This is a genomic window from Streptomyces sp. NPDC006208 (assembly GCF_040613775.1).
Lineage (GTDB): Bacteria > Actinomycetota > Actinomycetes > Streptomycetales > Streptomycetaceae > Streptomyces.
This window is the reverse complement of sequence record NZ_JBEXSW010000014.1, coordinates 18,268-38,703: the sequence shown is the minus strand read 5'-3', so window position 1 is coordinate 38,703 and position 20,436 is coordinate 18,268. Positions and strand designations below refer to the sequence as shown.

At 71.4% G+C, this 20,436-nt stretch carries 18 protein-coding genes and 4 pseudogenes; 9 read left to right on the top strand and 13 right to left on the bottom strand.

Annotation, left to right across the window (positions count from 1 at the left end; genetic code table 11):
* Nucleotides 1-66 precede the first annotated feature (66 nt).
* On the bottom strand, nt 67-843 hold the full coding sequence (locus ABZ208_RS13520) for an SDR family oxidoreductase (RefSeq protein WP_356909631.1): 777 nt from the start codon (nt 841-843) through the stop codon (nt 67-69).
* A 134-nt stretch (nt 844-977) separates the two neighbouring features.
* Between ABZ208_RS13520 and ABZ208_RS13515 the strand changes: the two genes are divergently transcribed.
* From ABZ208_RS13515 to ABZ208_RS13505, 3 genes are all read left to right on the top strand, one after another.
* Nucleotides 978-2,612 (top strand): alkaline phosphatase D family protein, encoded by a 1,635-nt coding sequence (locus ABZ208_RS13515; protein ID WP_356909630.1) that lies wholly within the window; start codon nt 978-980, stop codon nt 2,610-2,612.
* A gap of 71 nt (nt 2,613-2,683) precedes the next feature.
* Entirely contained in the window at nt 2,684-4,012 is a 1,329-nt protein-coding gene (locus ABZ208_RS13510; RefSeq protein ID WP_356909628.1) for a Bcr/CflA family multidrug efflux MFS transporter, read from the top strand.
* Nucleotides 4,013-4,090: 78 nt separating this feature from the next.
* Entirely contained in the window at nt 4,091-5,086 is a 996-nt protein-coding gene (locus ABZ208_RS13505) for a small ribosomal subunit Rsm22 family protein (protein ID WP_356909627.1), read from the top strand.
* Nucleotides 5,087-5,126: 40 nt separating this feature from the next.
* On the opposite strand, the pseudogene ddaH reads toward ABZ208_RS13505, so the two are convergent.
* A pseudogene (ddaH, locus tag ABZ208_RS13500) lies at nt 5,127-5,898 on the bottom strand (dimethylargininase).
* A 219-nt stretch (nt 5,899-6,117) separates the two neighbouring features.
* On the opposite strand from ddaH, the gene ABZ208_RS13495 reads away from it, so the two are divergent.
* A complete protein-coding gene (locus tag ABZ208_RS13495; protein WP_356909626.1) occupies nt 6,118-6,735 on the top strand; it encodes a TetR/AcrR family transcriptional regulator in 618 nt (205 codons plus the stop codon).
* 162 nt (nt 6,736-6,897) lie between these two features.
* Nucleotides 6,898-7,680 carry a bifunctional DNA primase/polymerase gene (locus ABZ208_RS13490; RefSeq protein WP_356909625.1) on the top strand — a complete coding sequence of 261 codons (783 nt, stop codon included), beginning with the start codon at nt 6,898-6,900 and terminating at the stop codon, nt 7,678-7,680.
* A gap of 180 nt (nt 7,681-7,860) precedes the next feature.
* Here ABZ208_RS13490 and ABZ208_RS13485 read toward each other — a convergent pair whose 3' ends face one another.
* From ABZ208_RS13485 to ABZ208_RS13455, 7 genes and pseudogenes are all read right to left on the bottom strand, one after another.
* A complete protein-coding gene (locus tag ABZ208_RS13485; RefSeq protein WP_356909784.1) occupies nt 7,861-8,877 on the bottom strand; it encodes a hypothetical protein in 1,017 nt (338 codons plus the stop codon).
* Complete coding sequence (efeU, locus tag ABZ208_RS13480; RefSeq protein ID WP_356909624.1) at nt 8,765-9,730, bottom strand: iron uptake transporter permease EfeU; 966 nt, start codon at nt 9,728-9,730, stop codon at nt 8,765-8,767. The genes ABZ208_RS13485 and efeU overlap by 113 nt, the downstream gene beginning before the upstream one ends.
* 16 nt (nt 9,731-9,746) lie before the next feature.
* Nucleotides 9,747-11,003, bottom strand: coding sequence for an iron uptake transporter deferrochelatase/peroxidase subunit (gene efeB, locus ABZ208_RS13475; RefSeq protein WP_356909623.1), 1,257 nt, complete (start codon nt 11,001-11,003; stop codon nt 9,747-9,749).
* A 21-nt stretch (nt 11,004-11,024) separates the two neighbouring features.
* Nucleotides 11,025-12,164, bottom strand: coding sequence for an iron uptake system protein EfeO (efeO, locus tag ABZ208_RS13470; protein WP_356909622.1), 1,140 nt, complete (start codon nt 12,162-12,164; stop codon nt 11,025-11,027).
* Nucleotides 12,165-12,297: 133 nt separating this feature from the next.
* Nucleotides 12,298-13,133 (bottom strand): annotated as a pseudogene (locus ABZ208_RS13465) (heme ABC transporter ATP-binding protein).
* Nucleotides 13,130-13,774, bottom strand: a pseudogene (locus ABZ208_RS13460) (iron ABC transporter permease); the annotation flags it as partial. The pseudogenes ABZ208_RS13460 and ABZ208_RS13465, both read right to left, overlap by 4 nt.
* 2 nt (nt 13,775-13,776) lie before the next feature.
* A pseudogene (locus ABZ208_RS13455) lies at nt 13,777-14,172 on the bottom strand (ABC transporter substrate-binding protein); the annotation flags it as partial.
* 14 nt (nt 14,173-14,186) lie between these two features.
* On the opposite strand from ABZ208_RS13455, the gene ABZ208_RS13450 reads away from it, so the two are divergent.
* Together ABZ208_RS13450 and ABZ208_RS13445 are read left to right on the top strand one after the other, a co-directional pair.
* Nucleotides 14,187-14,561 carry an HtaA domain-containing protein gene (locus ABZ208_RS13450; protein ID WP_356909621.1) on the top strand — a complete coding sequence of 125 codons (375 nt, stop codon included), beginning with the start codon at nt 14,187-14,189 and terminating at the stop codon, nt 14,559-14,561.
* A 49-nt stretch (nt 14,562-14,610) separates the two neighbouring features.
* The gene (locus ABZ208_RS13445; RefSeq protein WP_356909620.1) at nt 14,611-15,357 is read left to right on the top strand and encodes a PhzF family phenazine biosynthesis protein; all 747 of its coding nucleotides are present in this window, start codon (nt 14,611-14,613) and stop codon (nt 15,355-15,357) included.
* 33 nt (nt 15,358-15,390) lie between these two features.
* On the opposite strand, the gene ABZ208_RS13440 is transcribed toward ABZ208_RS13445, so the two are convergent.
* Nucleotides 15,391-16,056: a biliverdin-producing heme oxygenase gene (locus ABZ208_RS13440; RefSeq protein ID WP_356909619.1), complete on the bottom strand. Its 666-nt coding sequence runs from the start codon at nt 16,054-16,056 to the stop codon at nt 15,391-15,393.
* Nucleotides 16,057-16,224: 168 nt separating this feature from the next.
* Entirely contained in the window at nt 16,225-17,082 is an 858-nt protein-coding gene (gene map, locus ABZ208_RS13435) for a type I methionyl aminopeptidase (RefSeq protein WP_328401316.1), read from the bottom strand.
* 58 nt (nt 17,083-17,140) lie between these two features.
* Between map and ABZ208_RS13430 the strand changes: the two genes are divergently transcribed.
* Nucleotides 17,141-17,368 (top strand): hypothetical protein, encoded by a 228-nt coding sequence (locus ABZ208_RS13430; RefSeq protein WP_356909618.1) that lies wholly within the window; start codon nt 17,141-17,143, stop codon nt 17,366-17,368.
* A 227-nt stretch (nt 17,369-17,595) separates the two neighbouring features.
* On the opposite strand, the gene ABZ208_RS13425 is transcribed toward ABZ208_RS13430, so the two are convergent.
* Both ABZ208_RS13425 and ABZ208_RS13420 read right to left on the bottom strand, forming a co-directional pair.
* Nucleotides 17,596-18,891, bottom strand: coding sequence for an MFS transporter (locus ABZ208_RS13425; protein WP_356909617.1), 1,296 nt, complete (start codon nt 18,889-18,891; stop codon nt 17,596-17,598).
* 57 nt (nt 18,892-18,948) lie between these two features.
* The gene (locus ABZ208_RS13420) at nt 18,949-19,569 is read right to left on the bottom strand and encodes a hypothetical protein (protein ID WP_356909616.1); all 621 of its coding nucleotides are present in this window, start codon (nt 19,567-19,569) and stop codon (nt 18,949-18,951) included.
* Between the two features lie 96 nt (nt 19,570-19,665).
* Between ABZ208_RS13420 and npdG the strand changes: the two genes are divergently transcribed.
* A complete protein-coding gene (gene npdG, locus ABZ208_RS13415; RefSeq protein ID WP_356909615.1) occupies nt 19,666-20,391 on the top strand; it encodes an NADPH-dependent F420 reductase in 726 nt (241 codons plus the stop codon).
* The last annotated feature ends 45 nt before the right edge of the window (nt 20,392-20,436 follow it).

The window sequence follows — 20,436 nt, the reverse complement described above, 5'->3', positions numbered from 1 at the left end:
CCAACGCGCGGCGGGCCTCCGTCACAGGGGCCCCGTCAGTCCCACCCCGCTCAGCCCTGCCTCGCGTCAGCCCCGCCCCACGAATGGCATCGCCGTCGCCAGGATCGTCGTGAACTGGATGTTCGCCTCCAGCGGCAGGTCCGCCATCAGCCGCACCGTTCGCGCCACGTCCGCCGCGTCCATCACCGGCTCGGCGGCCAGCTCGCCGTTCGCCTGGAGGACTCCGGACTGCATCCGGGCCGTCATCTCCGTCGCCGCGTTGCCGATGTCGATCTGGCCGCAGGCGATGCTGTACGGACGGCCGTCCAGGGACAGCGACTTCGTCAGACCGGTCAGCGCGTGCTTCGTCGCGGTGTACGGGGCCGAGTGCGGGCGGGGTGCGTGCGCAGAGACGGAGCCGTTGTTGACGATCCGCCCGCCCTGCGGATCCTGTGCCTTCATCTGGCGGAACGCCGCCTGCGCGCACAGGAACGCGCCCGTCAGATTGACGTCCACCACCTTGCGCCACGCCGTGTACGGCAGGTCCTCGAACGGGATGCCGCCGGGGCCGAACGTGCCCGCGTTGTTGAACAGGAAGTCCAGCCTGCCGTAGCGCTCGCGCACCGCCGTGAAGAGCGCGTCCACCGCCTCAGGGTCCGTCACATCCGTGGGTACGCACATCACGTCCGCGTCCGGACCGGCCAGCTCCGCCGTCTCCTCCAGCGCCTCGGCACGGCGGCCGGCCAGCGCCACTGACCAGCCGTCAGCCAGTGCCAGCGCGACGGCCCGGCCGATGCCCGAGCCCGCGCCCGTCACCACCGCGATCCTCTGTGCCCGATGTGCACGAACTGCGTCTGCGTCCATGGACGCGCAGCGTACGCGCCGACGGCGAACGCGGAACTCATCCGACCGACATGCGGAAGTTGTGTCCCCGACAACACGGCTTCGTCCCCCGCCACTCCAATGCGAACTGACAACAGCCGTCAGGGGAGGGGCACATGACACCCGCGCCGCAGTATGGCGACCACGCACCCGAACTCAGGGCGGCGGCCCGGCACATCGGCCGCCGTACCTTCCTGACCACCGCCTCCGCGGCCGCCGCGCTGGCCTTCGCCGTCAATCTGCCCGGCTCCGCGTCTGCGGCCGAGGCGGACGCCAAGAAGATCACCGAGGACCCTTTCACACTCGGCGTGGCCTCCGGTGACCCCCAGCCCGGGTCCGTCGTCCTGTGGACCCGGCTCGCCCCGCGACCGTACGAACCCGGCAGCGGACTGCCCGCCGCCCGGTTCACGGTGCACTGGGAGCTCGCCCACGACGAGCTCTTCACCCGCATCGTCCGGCGCGGAAGCGCCACCGCCCACCCCGAGTTCGACCACAGCGTCCATGTCGAGCCCACCGGCCTCGACCCGGACCGCGTCCACTACTACCGCTTCCGGGCCGGCAGATGGATCAGCCCGGCCGGCCGTACCCGCACCGCGCCCGCCCGTGCTGCTCGCATCAGTGAGCTCAGGTTCGCCGCCGTGAGCTGCCAGGCGTACCACGACGGCTACTTCACCGCCCACCGGCACCTCGCCGACGAGGACCTCGACGTCGTCTTCCACCTCGGCGACTACCTCTACGAGTACGCCGTGAACGCCGTCGGCGGCGCCCGTAACCACACCGACCGCCGACTGCCCGCGCACTACAACCGCGAGACGATCACCCTCGAGGACTACCGGCTGCGCTACGGCCTCTACAAGTCCGACCCCGACCTGATGGCCGCCCACGCCGCGCACCCCTTCGTCGTCACCTGGGACGACCACGAGACCGAGAACAACTACGCCGACGAGATCCCCGAGAACGACGTGCCGCGTGAGGAGTTCCTGCTGCGCCGGGCCGCGGCCTACCGCGCGTACTGGGAGAACCAGCCGCTGCGCAGGCCCCAGCGGCCCCAGGGCACCGACATGCAGCTCTACCGCAGACTGCACTTCGGGCGGCTCGCCCAGTTCGACGTGCTCGACACCCGGCAGTACCGCTCCGACCAGGCCTACGGCGACGGCCTGGACATCCCCGGTCCCGAGTCCGAGGACCCGGCGCGCACCATGACGGGCGAGACCCAGGAGCGCTGGCTGATCGACGGCTGGCGGCAGTCGCGCGCCCTGTGGAACGTCGTGCCGCAGCAGGTCAACTTCTCCCGGCGCAAGCTGGATCTGACCGAGCCCGCCCGGGTCAGCATGGACGCCTGGGACGGCTACCCGGCCTCCCGCGACCGGATCCTCGACGGCGCCGAGTCGGCCGGCGTCGAGAACCTGATGATCCTCACCGGAGACGTCCATGTGGCGTACGCGTACGACATCAAGCGGGACTACGACACCCTGGGCGCCGAGGTCGTCGGCACCGAGATCGTGGCGACGTCGATCTCCAGCGGCAAGGACGGCGCCGACAAGCCGGCCACCTGGGACACGTACACCCGCGCCAATCCGCACATGCGGTTCTACAACGGCCGCCGTGGCTATGTGACCGTCACGCTGGGCGAGCAGCAGGCGCGCGCAGACTTCCGGACGCTCACCCATGTGACGAGCCCGGGCTCGCCGGTCACCACGGCCGCGTCGTTCGTGACGGACGCGGGAAACCCGGGTCTGCGGCAGATCTGACGCGAGACGCACTCGACCACGCCGGAGGAATGGAGACCATAATTCGTTGAAACCAGGAACGGGAGCAGCAGATGCCGGAGAGCGGCCAGAGCGAACAAGGACATATACCTCAGGCCGCGCCGGTGTCCGCGCCTCCGCCCACGCCGGCGACCGCGTCCCTGCCCGCGCAGGCGACCGCCCCCGCCGTCGCGGCGCGGCGCGCAGGGCTCCTGGTCACCCTCGTCCTCGGCGGCCTCACCGCACTGCCGCCGCTGTCCATGGACATGTACCTCCCGGCGCTGCCCGCGGTGACCGACTCGCTGCACGCGCCCGCCGCCACCGTCCAGCTCACCCTCACCGCCTGCCTCCTGGGCATGGCGCTCGGCCAGCTCGTCGTCGGTCCGATGAGCGACAGGTGGGGGCGCCGGCGCCCGCTCCTGGCGGGGATGGCCGTGTACGCCGTGGCCACCGCGCTGTGTGCGCTCGCCCCGACGGCCGAACTGCTCATCGCCTTCCGGCTGCTCCAGGGACTCGCGGGCGCGGCCGGCATCGTCATCGCCCGTGCGGTGGTCCGCGATCTGTACGACGGCGTGGAGATGGCCCGGTTCTTCTCCACCCTGATGCTCGTCTCCGGCGTCGCGCCCATCGTCGCGCCGCTGATCGGCGGCCAGGTACTGCGGATCACCGACTGGCGCGGGATCTTCGTCGTCCTCGCCGCCGTCGGTGTGCTGCTCACCACCGTCGTGCTGAAGTGGCTGCACGAGACCCTGCCCCCGCAGCGGCGGCACGGCGGAGGCGTCGTCGAGGCGCTGCGCACCATGCGTGGACTGCTCGCCGACCGGGTCTTCACCGGGTACACGCTGACCGGCGGTTTCGCCTTCGCGGCGCTGTTCGCCTACATCTCGGCCTCACCGTTCGTGGTGCAGGAGATCTACGGGGCGTCCCCGCAGACGTTCAGCCTGCTCTTCGGGCTCAACTCGGTGGGTCTGATCACCGTCGGCCAGATCAACGGCAAGCTGCTGGTGGGCCGGGTCAGCCTGGACAAGGCGCTCGGCATCGGCCTGACGGTGATCGCACTCGCTGCGGCCGCCCTGCTGCTCATGACGTCGGGGGTCTTCGGGCGGGTGGGTCTCGTGCCGGTCGCAGCCGGGCTGTTCGTCCTGATGTCCGCGATGGGCCTCGCGATGCCGAACACCAACGCGCTCGCGCTCCTGCGCACCCCGCACGCGGCGGGTTCCGCGTCTGCGCTGATCGGCACCACGTCGTTCCTGATCGGCGCGATCGCCTCGCCGCTCGTAGGGATCGCGGGCGAGGCGACGGCCGTGCCGATGGCCGTCGTCCAGCTGACCTGCGCGCTGGCCTCGGTGGGCTGCTTCCTGGGGCTGTGCCGTCCCTGGCAGCGCCGCGACCAAGCCGTCTGAGCCGACGGCAGGGGATAACGCGGCAGGGGACACGGGCACCGGGGATCCGGGACCGGGGATCGCGCCTAGAATCGGGCGGTGAACGTCACCGCCCCCACCGCCGAGACCCTGCGCGGCACCCTGGCCGCACTGCTGGACGGGCTACCGCCCAGGCAGGCGGCGCAGGCTGTCGAGCGGCTCATCGCCACCTACCGGGGGGTCACCCAGACCCATGCACCGGTGCTCCGCGACCGCTCCGACGTCGCCGCGTACGCGGCGTACCGGATGCCCGCGACGTTCGAGGCGGTACGGTCCGCACTCGCCGCACTGCGGGCGGCGGTCCCCTCGTGGACACCTGCCACCCACACCGACATCGGCGGCGGCACGGGCGCGGCGAGCTGGGCGGTCGCGGACGCGTGGGAGGAGCCGGCGCCGAGCACGACGGTCCTGGACTGGGCCGAGCCCGCACTGGCACTGGGCCGCGAACTGGCCGAGGCCTCCCAGGTGCCCGCACTGCGCGCCGTGCAGTGGCAGCGCGCACGGATCAGCTCGGCGCTCCGGATCGAGAGCACTGATCTGGTGACGGTGTCGTACGTCCTGAACGAGCTGACCCCCGAGGACCGGAAAGCGGTCGTCGCCGAGGCCGCCCGCGCCGCGCAAGGGGTCGTGATCGTCGAACCGGGCACCCCTGACGGCTACGCCCGCGTCATCGAGGCCCGCGACGCGCTGATCGCGGCCGGCCTGAGCGTCGCAGCACCCTGCCCGCACAGTGCGGCCTGCCCCATCGAACCGGGCTCGGACTGGTGCCATTTCGCGGCCCGCGTCGCTCGATCCTCCCTGCACCGCCAGGTGAAGGGCGGCTCGCTGCCGTACGAGGACGAGAAGTTCAGCTATGTCGCGGCCACTCGCTTCCCCGTCGCACCGGCCCCGTCCCGGGTGACCCGCAAACCCCAGATCCGCAAGGGCATGGTGCTGCTGGACCTGTGCGCGGCGGACGAGACCCTGCACCGCGAGACGGTCACCAAACGCCACGGCACCCTGTACCGCGCGGCCCGCGACGCGGACTGGGGCGATGCCTGGCCGCCGGAAGGGTGATGCGAAGGGGGTACGGACTGCCTCCCGTACCCCCCTCGGCTCAGGCGCGCAGCTCCAGCGTGCAGCACTTCACGCTGCCGCCGCCCTTCAGGAGCTCGCTCAGATCCATGCCGATCGGATCGAAGCCCCGCTCCCGCAGCGGATCCATCAGCCCGACCGCCGCCTGCGGAAGCAGCACATGGCGGCCGTCGCTCACCGCGTTCAGGCCGAACGCCGCCGCGTCGGTGTCGGTGGCGATCAGGGCGTCGGGGAAGAGGCGGGCGAGAACCGCGCGGCTGCCAGGGGAGAACGCGCCGGGGTAGTACATGATCTCGTCCGTCGCGGTGTCCAGCACGGACAGCGCCGTGTCCAGGTGGTAGTAGCGCGCATCGACGAGCTCCAGTCCGATGACGGGGCGGCCGAAGAACTCCTGTGCCTCGTCGTGTGCGAGCGAGCTCGAGCGGAAGCCACGGCCCGCCAACCGTACGAAGCGGTGACCGCGAAGTCTCCCTCGCCCTCGTTGGTGTGCACGGGTTCATGGATCTCGGTGAAGCCGTGGGCGCGGAACCACTCCACGTGCGCCCCGGCCTCCGCGGCCCGTTCGGCGTGGGCGAAGCGGGCGCCGAGCACCCGGCCGTCGACGACGGTGGCCCCGTTGGCGGTGTACACCATGTCGGGCAGGCCGGCCCGCGGGTCGAGCAGTTCCACGGTGTGGCCGAGCGCGCGGTAGCGGTCGTGCAGGTCCTCCCACTGGGCGACGGGTCGACGGGTTTGGCGGGGTCCATCCACGGGTTGATGGAGTACGTCGCCCCGAAGTGCGTGGGTGGGCACATCAGGTAACGGCGGGGCGATGCGTCACGAGGCAATGCAGGCTCCTCAGGAACAACAGGAGTCGCACGGGTTGTGCGTGCAGTCATCGTGCGGCCTGAAACAGCCCCCGCGCAGCCCACCGGCCGAGTGGTTCATCAACGTGCCGCCGCCGCGCCCCGGCGCCGTCCGGCGCCATACACCTAGGCGAGACGTCTCGTCTCACTGCGCGGTAGCATGGTGCCATGACCGACCCCAGAACGCCCGACGCCTCCCGCCGCAGCGACCGCTCGCGCCGCGCGATCTACGAGGCCGCGCTCGCGCTCGTCGGCGAGGTGGGCTACGCCCGCACGACGATCGAGGGCATCGCCGCCCGCGCCGGTGTCGGCAAGCAGACGATCTACCGCTGGTGGCCCTCCAAGGCCGCCGTCCTGCTCGAGGCCTTCCTCGACCTCGCCGAGCAGGCCGCCGAGGCCGCGGGCCCGGGGGAGTACGAGATTCCCGACACCGGCGACCTCGAGGCCGATCTGCGCCTCGTCCTGCGTGCCACCGTCGACGAGCTCAACGACCCCCGCTACGACGCCCCCGCCCGCGCGCTGACCGCGGAGGGTGTGGTCAACCCCGAACTGGGCGCGACGTTCGTCGAGAAGCTGCTCGAACCCCAGCTCCAGCTGTATGTGAAGCGGCTGCGCGCCGCCCAGGACGCGGGTGACGTCCGCGCCGGCATCGATCCCCGGATCGCCCTGGAGCTGTTCGCCGGACCGCTGGCCCACCGCTGGCTGCTGCGTACCCTCCCGCTCACCCACGACTACGCCGACCTGATCGTCGACTACGCCGTGAACGGCCTCGCACCGAGGAACTGAGCCCGTACGGGAGCGGTGTCCGCGCCCCACAGCAGCCTCACAGCAGCCCCACGGGAACAGCCGCCGGGGTACCCCGGTTGGGGACAGTGGCCACCCGAGGAGCAGGATGGTGGGACGATGGCTGGGTCCGGCATCGGGCGAGCATGAGGTGTGAGGGGATAGATGGGCGACGGTATCGGCCGCTACCGCGGCACGGAGGGCAGGCTTTCCGGGGGGAGCAGGCTGGCGCAGTGGCTGCGCCGCCGCCCCAGGGACACCGACGCCGAGGACTCGCAGGACTCGCGGCGCGAGGCTCTGCTCCTGGCCACCGCCGCCGCCGGACTGCCGCTCGCGCCTGCCGCACACCCCGTCGGGTTCCGCTGTTCCTGTGAGCGCATCGGCTGTCCCACGCCCGCAACCCACCCGGTCTCCTTCGCCTGGCAGACGCAGTCGACCACCGACCGGGCACAGATCGAGCGCTGGGCCCGGCATCAGCCGCAGGCCAACTTCATCACCGCGACCGGCATGGTCCACGACGTCCTCGACGTACCGCTGGAGGCCGGTCGCAATGCTCTTGAGCGGCTGCTCGAGCAGGGCATCGACGTCGGTCCGGTGGCCGAGTCGGGCGGCAGCGGCGACGAGGGCCGGATGCTGTTCTTCACCGCGACCCGCGGCACGCCCGAGGACGAGGACGAGTGGTGGCCGTGCGCCCTGGACTGCAATCCGGAGACGATGGACGAGCATCCGGGGCTGCGCTGGCACTGCCGCGGCAGCTATGTGCTCGTACCCCCGGCCCGGCTGCCGGGCGACGGTGATCTCGCAGTGACCTGGGTACGCGGACCGGAGCATCCGCTGCCGGACCCGCTCACCCTCCTGGAGTCGCTGACCGACGCCTGCGCGCGGTACGCGGGCGAGCTGGAGGAGTGGGAGCGCCACGAGGCGGCCCGGCCCCTCGGCGGCCGCTGACCGGACCGCGCCGGAGCCTGCGCCAGGACGCAGCCTGCCGGAAACGAACCGCACCGGCCCCCGGCCCGGAGTCTGCACCCGCCCGGTCACTGAGCCGGACCTGGCCGCCGGGCCTGAGTCGTCCGAGCGGGACCGCCTGGCCATGGACCGGACGCGGCCACCGAGCCGGACGGCGTCCCGCTACGAACCCTCGGCCGCCGTCAGACCTGTCAGCCGGCCCAGCACGTTCACCCGACCGGCGGTACCCGCATCGCTTCCCTCGGCCGCGCCGCCTGCCGCGCCCCCGCTCGGCGGCACCAGCACCGCCTGGCTGGACACCCGCTCCTTGGTGATCGTGGACTTCACCTCACCGGTGAGCAGCGCCTTGACGTCGTCGTTGATGTTCAGCCGCACGCCCTTCGCCGCCGTCTGCCGCTCGAAGTTGCGCGTCGAGAAGAACACCAGCGCCCCGCCGTCCTCGGTGGCCAGCCCCAGCGGCGCGAAGTCACCGGTGTCCAGCGGCTGGTCGATGTACTGCGTCGACATCCCCCGCAGATTCGCGTCCTTCTCACGGGCCTTGCGCCACTCGGACGTGTGCGGACCGTCCGCGAAGTGCTCCGGCCGGCCGCTCTGGATGTACGAGGAGTACTCCTCGCTCAGATTGCGCGGCGCCACCGCCAGCGCGCCGCTGTCGAGGGCGACGGTCTCGGCGAAGCCGTCCGTGTCGGTCCTGAAGGCCGGGATCTCCTTCGGGGTGAGGATCGTCAGGTACGCGGCCTTCCACCCCTCGTCGGCGCCGTTGCGCACGAAGACCAGCAGCCAGCGGTTGTCCGTCGGACTGTCGTCCTGGTCCCGGTTGGAGTCGGTGTCCGCGACGAACCAGCGCGGCCAGCCCGCCTTCTTCGGGATGGTGAACTTCGCGTCCGTCAGCTCCAGCGGCACATGGCCCGGGTTGCCGTTCGGGAAGTTCACCTGACGCGCCTTCAGGCCGGCCTGGTTGATGGCCCCGAGCGCGCCGGTGACATGGCCTGCGTCCAGCGCGGGGTCGTACGCCTTGTCGGCCTTGTTGTACGCCTCGCTGAAGTCCTCGAGCGCCTTGGCGGCCTCAGCCTTCGTCGCCGCCGGGACGACTTCCCGTTCCCCGTGCACCGTCACGCAGGCGCTCGCTGTCAGCGACAGCACCGCCGTCGCCGCGAGCCCCGTCGCCGCCCGACCCAGCGTTCTCATCGGTTGCCTTCTGCTCCTCGACCCGCTCTGACCGTCCGAACCCTACCGGGGCGAGGAAGAGGCCGAGGGTCGGGACCAGATACAGCCCCCACACCGTGACCTGGAGGACGGTGGGGACGGGCTGGAAGTTGAACACGCCCTTCAGCAGTGTTCCGTACCAGCTGTCCGGCGGTATCGCCGTGCTGACGTCGAAGGCCTTGTCGGCCAGACCGCCCAGGAAGCGTGCCTCCTGCAGATCGTGCACGCCGTACGCCAGCACACCGGCCGCCACGACGACGAGCATGCCACCTGTCCAGGTGAAGAACCTCGCCAGGTTGATCTTCAGCGCACCCCGGTAGAACAACCAGCCCAGGACGACCGCCGTCGCGATACCCAGCAGCACACCCGTCAGCGGAGCCTGGTTGCCCGCCCCCTCGGTGGCCGCGCGGACCGACGCCCATACGAACAGCGCCGTCTCCAGGCCCTCGCGCCCCACCGCGAGGAACGCGGTGGCGACCAGCGCACCGGTACCCATCTGCAGCGCGGCGTCCAGCTTGCCGTGCAGCTCGCTCCGCAGATGCCGCGCGGTGCGCCGCATCCAGAAGACCATCCAGGTCACCAGGCACACCGCGAGAACCGACAGCGAACCGCCGAGCAGCTCCTGCGCCTCGAACGTCAGCTCCTGCGAGCCGTATTCGAGCCCGAAGCCGAAGCCCAGCGAGATCGCGACCGCGATCCCGATGCCGATCCAGATCGGACGCAGCGCGTCGCGGCGCCCGGTCTTGACCAGATACGCGATCAGGATGCAGACGACCAGGCTCGCCTCCAGGCCTTCGCGCAGGCCGATGAGATAGTTGCCGAACACGTCGGGTTCCTCCTCCTCAGGTCAGCAGCGCCCGGCCCCACCAGTCGTCCTTGTCGCGGACGCCCGGCGGGACGGCGAACAGCGCCGAACCCACGTGCTGGATGTACTCGTTGAGATCGTCGTTCGCGGCGAGCTGCCGCTGCACCGGGACGAACCCCTTGTGGATGTCGCGCTGGTAGGCGAGGAAGAACAGCCCCGCGTCCAGCCGGCCCAGCCCGTCGGTGCCGTCGGTGAAGGAGTAGCCGCGGCGCAGCATCCGCGCACCGCCGTTGGTGTCCGGGTGCGCGAGACGCACATGCGCGGTCGGCAGCATCGCCGGCAGATACGGCTCGTCGTGCTCCTTGGCCTTGCCGACCGGCGCACCCTCGCCCTTGTCCCGGCCGAAGATGTCCTCCTGCTCCTGCAGCGAGGTGCGGTCCCAGGTCTCGATGTTCATCCGGATGCGGCGGGCGACCAGGTACGAGCCGCCGGCCAGCCACGCCGGGCCGTCCTTGGCCGACACCCACACATGCTTGTCGAGCGCCGCCGTGTCCGTACCCGCTATGTTCCGGGTGCCGTCCTTGAAGCCCATCATGTTGCGCGGGGTCTGGGCCTCGGGCGTCGTCGAGGACGTCTTGCCGAAGCCCAGCTGCGACCAGCGCACCGCGACCTTGCCGAAGCCGATCCGGGCGAGGTTGCGGATGGCGTGCACCGCGACCTGCGGATCGTCGGCGCAGGCCTGGATGCACAGGTCGCCGGCGCTGCGCGCCGCGTCGAGATTGTCGCCCGGGAACTTCGGCAGCTCGACCAGGGCGGCGGGACGCCGGTCCTCGAGACCGAACCGGCCCTTGGCGAACAGTGAAGGTCCGAAGCCGACCGTCAGCGTCAGCCGGGAGGGCTTCAGGCCGAGCGCCTCGCCGGTGTCGTCCGGCGGTGCCTCGGGCAGACCGCCGTACGCGCCCTCGCCGACCGCGTGACCGGCCGTCATCCGTTCGGCGGCCCGCGTCCAGTCCTTGAGCAGCTGCACCAGTTCGGCGCGGTCCGTCGTCTTCACGTCGAACGCGGCGAAGTGCAGACGGTCCTGGACGGCCGTGGTGATACCGGCCTGGTGAGCGCCGTGGAAAGGCACCGCAGCGCCGCTGTCCGCGGCGGGCACGGTGGTGCCGTCGCCGCGGCCCAGCGCGGCCGCCGTACCGCCGGCCGCGGCGGCGCCGAGCGCAAGCCCGGCCCCGCCCCAGCCGAGCAGGGAACGGCGTGACGGCGCGCTGGTGTGTGTCTCTGTCTCGTCCGGCATCGGACCCCCTTGACTGCTTGCTTACTTGACAACGGCGGCGGCGAGCTTGGACAGCGGCTCGGCAAGGGCGTTCACGCCGTCGCTGAGCTCCTTGCGCTCGGCCTTGCCGACCTTGTCGTAGGAGGTGAACTCGTACGAGGCGGTGTCCTTGCGGTACTTGTCGAGCAGGGTGTTCAGCGCCGCGAACTGCTTGTCCAGTTCGGTGACCAGCTTCGGGTCGTTCTTGGACGCGACCGGCTTCAGCAGGGCGAAGGACTGCTGGGCGCCCTCGACGTTCGCCTTGAAGTCGACCAGGTCGGTGTGGCTGTAGCGCTCCTCCTCACCGGTGACCTTGCCGGTGGCGACCTCGTCGAGGAGCTCCTTGGCGCCGTTGGCCATCGACGTCGGGGTGATCTCGGCCGTGCCGACCTTCTTGACCCAGTCCGCGAGATCCTTGTCGAGGGTGTCGGCGAGCGCCTTCTCCTCGGCGCCGATCTTCTTGTCCTGCCACAGCGCCTTCTCCAGGCGGTGCCAGCCGGTCCACTTCTGGCCCTTCTCCAGGCCGTCCTCGCGCACGTCGACCTTCGGGTCGATGTCGCCGAAGGACTCGGCCACCGGCTCGGTGCGCTCCCAGCCGATACGGGAGTCGGCGTACGCCTTCTTGGCGGCCTCGATGTCGCCCGCGCGCACCGCGTCGGTGAACACCTTCACCTTGGGCAGGGTCTGGTCGGCCTGCTGCTGCACATAGGTGCGGTACGAGGCGACCGCGGCGTCCATCTCGGGGCTGCGCTTGGGGGCCTTGCCGCCAGTGGCGGTGACCTTCTGGCGGATGCCGTCACCCTTCATACCGGGCTTGCAGGCGATCTCGTACGAACCGGCCTTCACCTCGGCGGTGAGGGTGCGCTTGAGGCCGGGGCCGATGTTCTCCAGCTCGGTGACGATGCGGTCGTCGGGGAACAGGATGTAGACCTCGGTGACCTTGGCGCCCTTGTTCTCGATCTCCAGCTCGATGTGGCCGGCCGGGAACTCCTTCTTGGACACCTCGCAGGCGTCGTCCTTCGCGACCACTTCGATGGCGCCGCTGCCGCCCTTGGCGTCGCTCTTCTCGGCGCAGCCCGTGACAGCTGTCAGAGCCGCCACCGTGGCGGCGGCGGTGACGACGGAGAGACGGACGGGGCGCATACATGCTCCAAACGGGGCGAAGTGAACGGAAGGCCGGTGAGGCGGACCCAACTTAACCGAGGCTTGCCTTAGTGGCGCACACGATGCGGTTACAGCGTTCCTATGGCGATGCCATGTGCTGGTCAAGCACTGGTCAAGCGGTCCGCTCGGGGAGGACCAGGGGGACCCCGGTGCGAGGGTGGCCGAAGACCTCGACGGGCCGGCGGTAGATGCCGCTCAGCAGTTCTCTGTCGAACACCTCGGCAGGGGGCCGGCCGCCGCGATGCGGCCGTCGTGGAGTGCGGCGACCCGGTCCGCGTACGCCGCGGCGAGCGACAGGTCGTGCAGCACCGCCACGACCGCGTCACCGGCCGCTGTCCGCTCACGGCAGATCTCAAGCACCAGTTCCTGGTGGCGCAGATCGAGCGCCGCGGTCGGCTCGTCCAGGAGCAGCAGCGGCGTGCGCTGCGCGAGTACGCGGGCAAGGGCGACCCGGGCGCGTTCGCCGCCGGACAGCGCGGAGAACGGGCGCGCGGCGAAAGCGGCCACCTCGGTGGCGGCCATGGCGGTCGCGACGGCCTCCTCGTCCTCCTCCTCCCGGGCGGTCCCGGCCCATGGAGCACGCCCCATCCGGACGACCTCCACGACGGGGAACGGGAACGACAGCTCGGCGGACTGCGGCAGTACGGCCCGGTGCAGCGCCAGTTCGCGGGCGGACCACTCGGCGGCGGTCCGCCCCGCGATCCGTACCGTGCCCCGGGAAGCGGGCAGATCGGCGGCGAGGGCCGCCAGCAGGGACGACTTCCCGGCACCGTTGGGACCCACCAGCGCACACACCTCGCCGCCGTGCGCGGTGAGTTCGACCCCGCGCAGAACGTCCTGCCCCCCCCGGAGGCGGACGTGCAGATCCCGGGCCTCGACGAGAGGCGTACCGGGGGAGGGGCGGGCGGGCAGTGCCCGCCCGCGCCGGCGTGCGGTCGTGATCCTCATGCCCAGCCTCCTTGCCTGCGGCGGGTCCTGCGCAGCAACCAGAAGAAGAACGGGCTGCAGAAAAGGGCGGTGAGCACTCCGAGGGGAAGCTCCGCCGGTTCGGCGACCGTGCGTGCGGCGAGGTCGCCCGCGACGAGCACCAGCGCACCGCCGAGAGCGCTGCCCGGTACGAGGAAGCGGTGACCGGGCCCGTTGGCCATGCGCAGCAGATGCGGAACGAGCAGGCCCACGAAGGTGGTCACCCCCGCGACCGCGACCGCGACCGCCGCCGCCGTGAGCAGCGCGACGACCAGTACGAGGACGACCCGCAGTCGCTCCACGTCGACGCCGAGGTGGCGGGCCGGGCGCTCCCCGAGAGCGAGAAGGTCCAGCTTCCCTGCGTACATGGGCGCGAGTACGAGTCCGGCGAGCGCGCACGGGAGCACGGCGAGCACCTTCGGCCAGGTCGCCTGGGCGAGCGAGCCGAGTTGCCAGAAGGTGATCTGGGTGATCTGGGCGTTGTCGGCGAAGAAGACGAACAGCCCGATCAGGGCGCCGGCGAAGGCGTTGACGGCGATACCGGTGAGGATGAAGGTGACGACCTCGGTCCGCCCGCCGGACCGGGAGATGGCGTACCCCAGCAGCACGGTGCCGAGCCCGGACGTGACACGACCCGGCGGTCCATACCCGCCGGGGTCTGGGCCACGCCCGGGATCTTGAGAAGTCCGTCCAGGCCGTTCACCGAGGTGAGGCCCTTGCTCATCACCAGGATCGCGTCCGGGGCCGCCTTCGCCAGGGCCTCGCTGGTGATGGCCGTGAAGTCCTGGGTGAGCCCCGACTCCTTGCCGGCGTCCACCGCGCCGGCCGCCTCCAGCAGGGAGGAGGCCCCCGACTCGCTGCCACCGAGCAGATAGACGGACGCCGTGCCGCGCAGATACAGGAACGCGACCCGCGGCTGCCTGCCCTTGTCCGGCTTCGGAACGTCCTTCCGGACGGCGGCGATCCTGGACTCGGTACGCGACTTCAGTTCGTCGCCCGCCGGCTTCACTCCCACGCCTGCCGGCGAAGGGCCTTGTGGCCGAGGACGGTGTGGTGAAGCTGGCCGGTGTCCCGGCGAAGCTCACCGCCGACGGAGTCAAGGCGTTCGGCAACATGTACCCCGTCGGCGAGCAGCTCGACGCCCTGACCCTTGCGGTCTCCCTGGACGAGGACCAGGGGCTTCCGCCCGCCACGGGTGGCACCGACGGCGGAACCTCGGGCGGCGCGAGCGCCGGCGGCGGCGCAGGCACCGCCGGGGGGTCGGTGGGCGGAACCTCGGCAGGCGGCTCCCTCGCCACCACCGGTTCCGGGGTCCCGGCGGGTGCACTCCTGGCGGCGTGCGCGGGCATCGTGGCCGCCGGTGCGGGCGTGGTCGCCGCGGTGCGCCGCCGCGAGCCGCTGCGGCCGTGACCCGGGCCGGGCATGGGCGGCCGTCGGTACTTGATGCTTGAATGCCGGAGTGAACGAACCCGATGTGCTCGATGTGCTCGATGTGCTCCACGTGTTCTGCGCGCCGGACGGGCAGTACGGGAACGCCCTGGGGGTTGTCCGCGACCCCCGTGGCTTCCCGGACCAGGCCTCACGTCAGGCGCTCGCGGCCGAACTCGGGTTCGGTGAGACCGTGTTCGTCGACGACCCCGAGCGCGGGGTCGTCGACATCTACACGCCGGGCACCCGCCTGACCTTCGCCGGGCATCCGCTCGTCGGGGCCGCGTGGCTCCTCGATCTGGAGGCCGTCAACCCGCCCGCGGGTGAGGTATGGGTGCGCCAGGACGGGGAGTTCACATGGATCACGGCGCACGCCGACTGGGCGCCGCCGTGGCGGCTGGAACGGTACGCGACGCCCGAAGAGGTCGACGCCCTGCCCGCCCCGCCGCCGGGCGAGGGCCGGCTGTACGCGTGGGCCTGGGAGGACGAGGCCGCAGGCCGGGTACGGGCGAGGGCCTTCCCGCGCCGGGGCGATGAGCGCGGCAACAGCCGCTCCGGTGGAGCCGGGGCGTGTCCCGAGGGCGTCGCCGAGGAGGAGGCCACGGGCGCGGCGGCGCTGCTGCTGACCGACCGGCTCGGCCGGGCCCTGAACATCACCCAGGGCCGGGGATCGCAGATCCTGGCGGCTCCCGGCCCCGACGGCCTGATCGAGATCGGCGGACGCGTACGCCTCGCGGCACCGGCGCCCGCGGCCCGGCGGCCCCAGCTCATGCACTGAGCGCGGCCCGGGGGGCCCGGGCCGTGTGGCTCCTCACGCACTGAGCGGGAACTCTGCCCCCAGCTCGCGGAAGATCGCGCCGTTGAGGCCGAAGGCCCGCTTGCACTCGTCGACGATCCGCTGCTTCTGGAGATCGTCGGCGTTCACCGCGTCGAGCAGCTCGCGGTAGCCCCGCTTGAACGCCGCCGGGTTCGGGATCTGCTCGAAGACGTAGAACCGCACCCCGTCCCCCTTGCGTGCGAAGCCCCAGGTCTTCTCCGCCGTGTCGCGGATGATCTGGCCGCCGGAGAGATCCCCGAGATAGCGCGTGTAGTGGTGCGCCACATATCCCGCGGGCCAGTGGTGGGCGCACTCGGTGATCCGCGCGGCGTACGCGTCGGTGGCGGGCAGTGCCGTGAGGCCGGCGCGCCAGCCGGCACCCCGCAGATGCGCCAGGTCGCGCTCGAGCTCCGCGGTGCGCATCAGCTCGGGCCGGATGAACGGCCCGGCGACCGGGTCGTCCCGCAGTACGCCGGCCGCCTCCTCCAGCGCCCGGTACACGAACCACAGCTGCTCGGTGTAGCGCGCGTACGCCTCGACGCCCAGCCGGCCGCCGAGCAGGTCGCCCATGAAGGGAGAGGTCTCGGCCTCGGTGTGCTGCTCGTGCGAGGCGACCCGGATCAGCGTCGAGAAGGGAGTGCCGGTGGCGGTGGCATCCAAGGCGGGCCTCCAGGGGACCGAATGACCGATGGGACGGGAACGCGACCGCGGCGGCGCGGGCAGTTGCCACCGCCGGTCCGTGCAGTTAGGCTCACCTAACTACTTAGGTACACCTAAGTCAATGTGTTCCCGACGTCCTGTCGGTAAAAACGCTACCCCGCGTTCCGCTCACGGCAACGTGAGAATCTCCGCCCCGCTGTCCGTCACCACCAGGGTGTGCTCGAACTGCGCGGTGCGCTTGCGGTCCTTGGTCACGACCGTCCAGCCGTCGTCCCACATGTCGTACTCGTACGTGCCGAGGGTGAGCATCGGCTCGATCGTGAACGTCATGCCCGCCTGGATGACCGTGGTCGCGTGCGCCGCGTCGTAGTGCGGAATGATCAGCCCGGAGTGGAAGGACGAGTTGATCCCGTGCCCGGTGAAGTCGCGCACGACGCCGTAGCCGAAACGCTTGGCGTACGACTCGATCACCCGGCCGATGACATTGACCTGGCGGCCCGGTTTCACCGCCTTGATGGCGCGGTTGAGCGACTCGCGGGTCCGCTCCACGAGCAGCCGTGACTCCTCGTCGACGTCACCGCACAGGTAGGTGGCGTTGTTGTCGCCGTGCACGCCGTGGATGTACGCGGTGACGTCCAGATTGACGATGTCGCCGTCCCGCAGCACCGTCGAGTCCGGAATCCCGTGACAGATCACCTCGTTGACCGAGGAGCACAGCGACTTGGGGAAGCCGCGGTAGCCGAGGGTCGAGGGATAGGCGCCGTGGTCGCACATGAACTCGTGCGCGACACGGTCCAGTTCGTCCGTCGTCACACCCGGCGCGATGTGCTTGGCGGCTTCCGCCATCGCCTGCGCGGCGATGCGGCCCGCGATCCGCATCCGCTCGATGGTGTCGGAGTCCTGGACCTCCGGCCCGGTGTACGGGGTGGGCGCGGGCTTCCCGACGTACTCGGGACGCCGGATGGAGCCGGGGACGGAACGGGTGGGGGAGAGCTCCCCGGGAACGAGCAGAGACTGGCCAGACATGCCAGCGAGTCTAACCAGGCCCCATGGGGCAGCATGGCCATGGAGGAAGGAGCCGACGATGGCCCTGTTCAAGAAGCGCACGGTGGGCAAACCGGGCGAGTGGTACTACTGCCTGGAGCACAAGAAGGTCGAGGAAGGCCCGGAATGCCCGGCCAAGGACCGCTTCGGTCCGTATGCCTCGCGTACGGAGGCGGAGCACGCGATGGAGACTGCGCGCGAACGGAATCTGGAGTGGGAGAACGATCCCCGCTGGCACGACACCCCGGCCCGGCCGGAGGACACGTAGCTCCCCTGCGCGGGGCAGCACGGTTCCTTGGGGGTGCCCCGCCTGGGGCACCCCACCCGATCTCCCCTGGGCCCGTCCGGGATCCCGGACCGGACGAGGACCGGCCCCGGCCGGTGATCGAGACGCGCGATCCGGTGGGGCCCACGCCCGCCAGGGCGTAGGGAGCCCCGCTTTCGGGATGCGGTGGTCGGCGAGGCCGCGCAGGGCAGGGGCCGACACCTCACGCCTCACACCACCTCTGCCGCCTGCTTCTGGGCGCGCCTGCGCAGCGCGTCCTCGTCCGTCTCGGAGTCGTACGACCACAGCTTCGGCAGCACCGCCGTCAGCAGCCCCACCGACACCAGACAGGCGAGTCCACCGCTCCACACCGCCGGCCGGGTGCCCGTCCATCCGGCCGCCGCACCCGCGCGGACCTGGCCCAGCTGCGGGCCGACGCTGTACGACAGCACCTCTATGCCGGCGAGCCGGCCGCGCAGCTCCTCGGGGATCGTCTGGTTCCAGATCGTCGAGCGGCCCAGACCGCTGAGCATGTCACCGGCCCCCGCGAACGCCAGGCACAGCAGCACCAGCCAGATGTTCGTGACCCAGCCCGCCGCGGTGATCGCCAGACCCCAGCCCGCGGCGCCGAAGATCACGAACAGCCCGTGCCGCCGCACCCGTGAGGTCCAGCCGCTGGTCAGGCTGAGTACAACGGAGCCCACCGAGCCCGCGGCGTACATCAGGCCCAGCGCCCACTCGGCGTCCAGGTCGTCCGCGAGGAACGGGAAGATCGTGTTCGGGAACGCGAAGAGCATCGCGGCCAGGTCGATCGCATACGTCCCCAGCAGCACCGGTCTGCTCCACGCGTACCGCGCGCCCTCCGCGATGCCGCGCAGCGACGGCTTCTGCGCGTCGTGCGCGGGCGGCGCCGGGTCCAGGCGCAGACACAGCAGTACGGACACGGCGAAGGCGACGACCGTGATCCCGTAGGCCATGGCATGGCCTCCGTACGCCACGACCAGGCCGGCCAGCGCCGGTCCGGCGATCGCGCCCGTCTGCCAGCGCAGGGAGTTCAGCGCGGCGGCCGCGGTGAGCTGGTCGTGCGGCACGATCCGGGCGATCAGCGAGTCCAGTGCCGGGCGCTGCATACCGGCGAGTGCCGAGACTCCGGCCGCGACCAGATAGAGCGGCCAGAGCATCGGCTCCGGGAGGGCGGCGTTCACCAGCAGGACCACGGCCAGCAGGCCGAGCCCGGCCTCCGTGCCGAGGATCAGCCTGCGGCGGTCGGCGGCATCGGCGAGGGCACCTCCGTACAGTCCGAACACGATGAGCGGCACCAGTTCCACCGCGCCCATCGCCCCGACCGCGAGCGGCGATCCGGTGAGCTCCTTGATCTGGAGCGGAAGGGCCACCATCGCCATGAAGCTGCCGAAGTAGGTGATCAGGCCCTGCACCCACAGCAGACGGAAGCCGGGAGAGGACCGCCAGGGTGTGAGGTCCGGGAGAATCGCGGAGAGCTTGGTGCTCGCGGGAGCCGTGGTCACAAGCGGTCATGCTCCGTCGGTCCGGTGGCCCGCGGCAACCGGATTACCCGGGGCAGGTCACCAGCGGGGCGGCGGAGGGGACATCAGCTGGTCCGCGAGCCGCGACAGGCGGTCCCTGAACCCTCGCCGGCCGCGCGGTGCGGGCAGGCTGTTCTCGCCCGCCGCGGCGCTGACCAGATGCTGCACGGTGTCGATGTCGATCTCCGCGGGCCGGCCGTCGCCGTCCGTGGCCGGTACCGCCAGCGCCTCATGGGCCAGACCGTGCATCTCCGGATCACCGCCGTCCAGAGCCAGGACCGTCGCCCCCGCCCGGCGCGCGTCGCACACCCGCTCAAGCAGCCCGGCGTCCGGCCGCTCGGGAGCCACCACCAGCAACGTCTCGCCGCGCCGCGCCGCCTCCAGCCTGCCGAGCCCCACGGCGAGCTGGGCCGGGTCCCCGGGGCGCGCGTGATGGCGCACCAGAGTCGGCGCGAGCCCCGGCTGCCCCGACCAGGCGGCCTCGTCCGCCAGGTGTGCGGCCAGATGCCACGGCTCGTACTCCTCGGTCCCCACCAGCAGCAGCCCGCCGCCCTGCGGCACCACGGACGAGCGCAGCGCCCGCGCGAACTGCCGGGTCGCCGCCGGCCACTGGGTCCCCGCCAGGACTTCGCGCAGCAGCGCGACGCGTACGGCATCCATGGCCCCGCATCCTGTACCAGAACCGGGTCCCGGCGGGGGCGGCCCGGCCTCGGCTCACCCGATCGGGAGCGCGGTACCTGCAAGTAAGGTCGGGCCATGACTTCTACTGACAACGCAGGCACCGGCAGCGGCACCGCGCCGAAGGCTCCGGCCAAGGACCCCTGGGACCTCCCCGATGTCTCCGGCCTCGTCGTCGGTGTCCTCGGCGGCACCGGCGACCAGGGCCGCGGCCTTGCCTACCGGCTGGCCAGGGCGGGCCAGAAGGTGATCATCGGTTCCCGGGTCGCGGAGCGCGCCGAGAGGGCCGCGGCCGAGCTGGGCCTCGGGATCGAGGGCGCCGACAACGCCGAGTGCGCACGGCGCAGCGACGTGGTGATCGTGGCGGTGCCGTGGGACGGGCACGCCAAGACGCTGGAGGCGCTGCAGAAGGAGCTGGCCGGCAAGCTCGTCGTCGACTGCGTCAACCCGCTCGGCTTCGACAAGAAGGGCGCCTACGCACTCAAGCCGGAGGAGGGCAGCGCCGCCGAACAGGCCGCGGCCCTGCTGCCCGACTCGCGGGTGACGGCCGCCTTCCACCACCTGTCCGCCGTGCTGCTCCAGGACGAGTCGATCGAGGAGATCGACACGGATGTCATGGTGCTGGGCGAATCACGCGCTGACACCGACATCGTGCAGGCGCTGGCCGGCCGTATCCCGGGGATGCGCGGAGTCTTCGCCGGCCGGCTGCGAGGCGCCCATCAGGTCGAGTCGCTGGTCGCCAACCTGATCTCGGTGAACCGCCGGTACAAGGCCCATGCGGGGCTCCGCGTCACCGACGTGTAGGGCACCCGGGGGCATGGGGGACACTGGACCGGACGAACCACCCCC